General features: G+C 71.8%; 6 protein-coding genes and 1 pseudogene. All 7 read left to right on the top strand.

Annotated elements, in window-relative coordinates; all coding sequences use genetic code 11:
• Positions 1 to 69: 69 nt before the first annotated feature.
• Positions 70 to 783 carry a flagellar basal body P-ring formation chaperone FlgA gene (gene flgA / locus AB7F93_RS14015; protein WP_428303528.1) on the top strand — a complete coding sequence of 238 codons (714 nt, stop codon included), beginning with the start codon at positions 70 to 72 and terminating at the stop codon, positions 781 to 783.
• A gap of 121 nt (positions 784 to 904) precedes the next feature.
• On the top strand, positions 905 to 1,216 hold the full coding sequence (gene flgM / locus AB7F93_RS14010; protein WP_428303527.1) for a flagellar biosynthesis anti-sigma factor FlgM: 312 nt from the start codon (positions 905 to 907) through the stop codon (positions 1,214 to 1,216).
• Between the two features lie 7 nt (positions 1,217 to 1,223).
• Positions 1,224 to 1,610: a hypothetical protein gene (locus AB7F93_RS14005; RefSeq protein WP_428303526.1), complete on the top strand. Its 387-nt coding sequence runs from the start codon at positions 1,224 to 1,226 to the stop codon at positions 1,608 to 1,610.
• A gap of 55 nt (positions 1,611 to 1,665) precedes the next feature.
• Positions 1,666 to 2,901, top strand: a complete 1,236-nt coding sequence (dinB, locus tag AB7F93_RS14000) for a DNA polymerase IV (protein WP_428303525.1) — start codon at positions 1,666 to 1,668, stop codon at positions 2,899 to 2,901.
• 64 nt (positions 2,902 to 2,965) lie between these two features.
• A complete protein-coding gene (locus AB7F93_RS13995) occupies positions 2,966 to 3,868 on the top strand; it encodes a DUF3034 family protein (RefSeq protein WP_428303524.1) in 903 nt (300 codons plus the stop codon).
• 14 nt (positions 3,869 to 3,882) lie between these two features.
• Entirely contained in the window at positions 3,883 to 4,326 is a 444-nt protein-coding gene (locus AB7F93_RS13990) for a group I truncated hemoglobin (RefSeq protein ID WP_428303523.1), read from the top strand.
• Between the two features lie 12 nt (positions 4,327 to 4,338).
• Positions 4,339 to 4,555 (top strand): annotated as a pseudogene (locus AB7F93_RS13985) (methylamine utilization protein); the annotation flags it as partial.

The following is a 4,555-nucleotide window of genomic DNA, read 5'->3' as shown; positions in this document are numbered from 1 at the left end:
CGGATAAGCGCCGTGTTCCCGCGCCATTTCGCGCCCTTGGGCTGGACGGCCCCGCCCTACAGTGATCACATGCACTCCTGGGCTTTGACCTGCCGTTCCTGGCTGATCCTCACGCTGCTGGCGTGGGTCGCCGGCGTGCTGGCCGCGCCCGCGCGGGCGGGCGAGTCCGGGCTGCAGCAGCAGGCGCGGCAGTTCGCCAGCACCTCGCTGCTGGCCACCAACGGCACGCGGGTGGAGGTGGAGGTCGGCTCGCTCGACCCGCGTCTGAAGCTCGCGCCCTGCAACGAGATCCAGCCCTACCTGCCCGCCAACGCGCGGCTGTGGGGTCGCACCCGCATCGGCCTGCGCTGCGCGAGCGGGCCGACGCGGTGGAACGTCTTCCTGCCGGTGACGGTGAAGGTGTACGCGAAGGCACTGGTCGCCAGCCGCGCCCTGCCCGCCGGCACCGTGATCGCCGAGGCCGACCTCGCTCAAGAAGAAGTGGATCTGGCCGAAGACAGCGCGGCCGCCCTGGTTTCGCCCGAGCAGGCCGTCGGCCGCACGCTCGATCGGCCGGTGTCCGCCGGCCGCAGCCTGCGCCAGACCCATCTGAAGTCACGCCAGTGGTTCGCCGCCGGCGAAACGGTGCAGGTGGTGGCCCAGGGCCCCGGCTTCCGCGTGGCCGGCGCCGGCCAGGCGCTGACGGCCGGCATCGAAGGCCAGCCGGTGCGCATTCGTACCGAAAGTGGGCGCATCCTGACGGCCGAAGCCGTCGGCGAGCGTCTGGTGGAGGTGAATCCGTGACGGGCTTCACCCCCATGAACGAGGGAGGGCTGCGAAAAGAGCCTAAAGTCACGCCCGGCGTCTCCGATAACCCGGACATGCAAGCCGCGGAACGCCCCGGCTCCTCCATCGGGAGAACACCATGAAGATCGGCAACCCTGCAGACAAACGCAACGTCGTCGCGACCGAGAACGCCGCCACGCCCGCCAAGGGTGCGGCGGAGACGGCACGCCAGGCCGGCGTCGCCGGCGCGGCCGCCGATCCGAGCGCGAAGGTCGAGCTCTCCAGCGCGGCCAACCTGATGGCCAACCCGAGCAGCGCCGACTTCGACGCCGAGAAGGTCGACCGCATCTCCCAGGCGATCGCCAACGGCACCTACCAGGTCAACGCCGAACTGATCGCCGACAAGCTGATCGCCAACGCCCAGGAACTGCTGGGCAAGGTGCAGCGCTGAGCGCCGCATGACCGACAACCCGAGCGCCCAGCCCGACACCCGCCTCGACGCGGCACTGACCGCGGTCGATGAGCGCCTGGGCGCGCTGGGCGAGGCCCTGCTCGCCAACGACGCCGACGCCATCGAGCAGCAGGCGGGCGAACTGCACCGGGCGCTGACCCGTGCCGTCGACCTGTTCGCGCTGGCCGCCAAGCGCGGCCCGGTCTCCCCCGCCCTGCGTCAGCGCCTGGCCCGCACCAGCGGTCTGGTGGCGGCGCAGCGCGAATCGCTGTCGCGCGCCACCGCCGCGCTCGACCGCGCCATGGACGTGCTGATGCCGCGCGACGCGGCGACCGTCTACTCGCCGCAGGGCAGCGCCGATCGCGGCCTGCGCGGCGGCGCCATCCAGGCCTGACTCCCCTGCCCGGCCGGCGCTTGCCGCCGGAAGGTTCGCTGGCTATGCTGTATGCATGTACAGCCCCGGCGAAGCGTCGCCCCATCGTCGCCTGATCGCCCACCTCGACATGGACGCGTTCTACGCGTCCGTCGAACTGTTGCGCTATCCGGAGCTGCGCGGGCTGCCGGTGGTCATCGGCGGCGGCCGCCGCCACCAGCCCGAGACCCTGCCCGACGGCACGCGCCGCTTCTCGAAGCTGCGCGACTACACCGGCCGCGGCGTGATCACCACCAGCACCTACGAGGCGCGCGCGCTGGGCGTGTTCTCGGCCATGGGCACGATGAAGGCGGCCCAGCTCGCGCCCGACGCCATCCTGCTGCCGGTCGACTTCGACGAGTACCGCCGCTTCTCGCGGCTGTTCAAGGCGGCGGTGCGCGAGATCGCGCCGAAGGTCGAGGACCGCGGCATCGACGAGATCTACATCGACCTGACCGAGGTGCCCGGTGCGCTCGACGACGCCGGCCTGGCCGTCGGCCGGCGGCTGAAGGACGCGGTGTTCGCCGCCACCGGCCTCACCTGCTCGATCGGCATCACGCCGAACAAGCTGCTGTCCAAGCTGTGCTCCGAGCTCGACAAGCCCGACGGGCTGACGCTGCTCGGCTTCGAGGACATCCCGGCGCGCATCTGGCCGCTGGCCGCGCGCAAGGTCAACGGCATCGGGCCGAAGGCCAGCGAGAAGCTCGCCGGCCTCGGCCTGCACACCGTGGGCGACATCGCCGCGGCCGACCCGGCTTTCCTGGTGCAGCACTTCGGCGCCAACTACGGGCACTGGCTGCACGAGATCGCTCACGGGCGCGACGATCGCGAGGTGGTGACGTACAGCGAGCCGGTGTCCATCAGCCGCGAGACCACCTTCGAGCGCGACCTGCACGCCGTGCGCGACCGCGCCACGTTGTCGGCCATCTTCACCGAGCTGTGCGTCGAGCTCGCCGGCGACCTCGCCCGCAAGGGCTACGCCAGCAAGACCATCGGCATCAAGCTGCGCTTCGACGACTTCAAGTCGGTCACGCGCGACCTCACCCTCAGCGCCCACACCATGGACGCACGCACCATCCGCCGCGCCGCCGGCGAGTGCCTCAAGCGCATCGTCCTGACGCGCCGGCTGCGGCTGCTCGGCGTGCGCGCCGGCACGCTGGCGAAGCTGAGCGACCTGGTGGCGCCGGTCGCGCCGCTCCCCGATGCGCCGCCGAAGGCCGAGGAACCGCCGCCGCTGTACGAGTTGCCGCTGTTCGCCACCGTCGACCCGTGAAGAATGTCCGCATCCGGGGCGGCTCGGCTCGCGTAGGAAGGGGGATCGCTACTGCGGAGATCCCATGCCTTCCCATCCCTTCCTGGCCCTCGCGGCCATGCTGCTCGCCGGCACGGCGAGCGCATCCCCCTTCGGCAACGGCAAGCTGCTGCTGACCGGCGGCGTCTCCAGCATCGACGGCGCCGCCGGCGGCGGCCTCACGCCCTGGGCCGTGACCGGCAGCTACGCCACCGGCTCGCAGGTCGGCGCCACCGCCTTTGCCACTCGCGTCCGTTCGCAGGACTACGCGCTGAGCGTGGCCGGCGCCGCGCTGGGCTTCGGCGACCGCGCCGAGCTGTCGATCGCCCGGCAGGACTTCGACACCGGCGACAACCTCGCACCGCTGGGCCTGCCGGGCCTGCACCTGAAGATGAACGTGTTCGGCGCCAAGCTGCGGCTGGCCGGAGACGCGGTGCTCGACAGCGATTCGTCGATGCCGCAACTGGCCGTCGGCGTGCTGCACAAGCGCACCGATGCCGGCGCACTCGAACCGACGCTGACGGGCGCGCTCGGCGCGCGCACCCGCGGCACCGAGCTCTACCTGAGCGCCACCAAGCTCTTCCTCGCCCAGGGCGTGCTCGTCAACGGCACGCTGCGCGCGACCCGGGCCAACCAGGGCGGCCTGCTCGGCTTCGGCAGCGCCGCGCGCGATCGCTACCAGCTGCAGCCCGAGGTCTCGGTGGCCTGGCTGCTGCGCCGCGATCTGGCCATCGGCGCCGAGGTCCGCGCCAAGCCCGACAACCTGAACGACTCGGTGCTGGGCGCCGGGGCGTTGAAGGAGGACGACTGGGCCGACGTGTTCATCGCCTGGGCGCCGAGCAAGCACCTGTCGCTCACCCTGGCCGTCGCCGACCTCGGCCGCATCGCGCCCGCGGTGCAGCCGCGCCGCCAGCGCGGCGCCTACCTCTCGGCACAGATCGCCTACTGAACCGGAGCTTCACCATGAACCGACTCGCCCGCACCACCCTCGCCCTCCTCGCTGCCGCGCTGATGTCGGCCGGCGCACACGCCCAGCCGGCGGCCGCCGACGACAGCCTGTACCAGGCCTTCGGCGGCCAGCCCGGGCTCGTCCGGCTGATGGACGACTTCATGGCGCGGCTGCTCGCCGATGCCCGCATGCGCCGCTTCTTCCAGGATGCCGACGCGGCGGCCCTGAAGAAGCAGCTGGTGCTGCAGTTCTGCGAGGTCTCCGGCGGCCCGTGCCGGCGCGACGGCCCGACGATGAAGGAGGCTCACGACGGCATGGACATCACCCGCGGCGACTTCAACGCGCTGGTGGAGGTGCTGCAGGACGCGATGGACGCCCAGGGCGTGCCGTTCCGCGCGCAGAATCGCCTGCTCGCGCGTCTGGCGCCGATGCACCGCGACATCGTCAACACGCCTTGAGGGAGGCCCCGCATGAAACGAATCCTGATCTGCATGGCGCTGGCATCGGCCGGCCCGGCCGCACAGGCCGGCACGCTGACCGTCACCGTGAACGACAAGGACGGCAGACCGGCGCCCGACGTGGTGGTGCTGGTCGACATGCCGATCCGTCCAGCCGTCACCGCCGCGCCGGTGACGGCCACCATCGTGCAGCAGGGGCTGAAGTTCCAGCCCTTCCTGACCGTCGTGC

The sequence above is a fragment of the Immundisolibacter sp. genome, assembly GCF_050250495.1.
Taxonomy (GTDB): Bacteria; Pseudomonadota; Gammaproteobacteria; order Immundisolibacterales; family Immundisolibacteraceae; genus Immundisolibacter.
The sequence above is the reverse complement of the archived record's forward strand: the minus strand, read 5'-3'. Positions and strand labels throughout refer to the sequence as shown.

Bases quoted from the DNA above. Each gene is read 5' to 3' on its own strand.
- flgA (WP_428303528.1), top strand. From the start codon at position 70: ATGCACTCCTGGGCTTTGACCTGCCGTTCCTGGCTGATCCTCACGCTG.
- flgM (WP_428303527.1), top strand. From the start codon at position 905: ATGAAGATCGGCAACCCTGCAGACAAACGCAACGTCGTCGCGACCGAG.
- AB7F93_RS14005 (WP_428303526.1), top strand. From the start codon at position 1,224: ATGACCGACAACCCGAGCGCCCAGCCCGACACCCGCCTCGACGCGGCA.
- dinB (WP_428303525.1), top strand. From the start codon at position 1,666: ATGTACAGCCCCGGCGAAGCGTCGCCCCATCGTCGCCTGATCGCCCAC.
- AB7F93_RS13995 (WP_428303524.1), top strand. From the start codon at position 2,966: ATGCCTTCCCATCCCTTCCTGGCCCTCGCGGCCATGCTGCTCGCCGGC.
- AB7F93_RS13990 (WP_428303523.1), top strand. From the start codon at position 3,883: ATGAACCGACTCGCCCGCACCACCCTCGCCCTCCTCGCTGCCGCGCTG.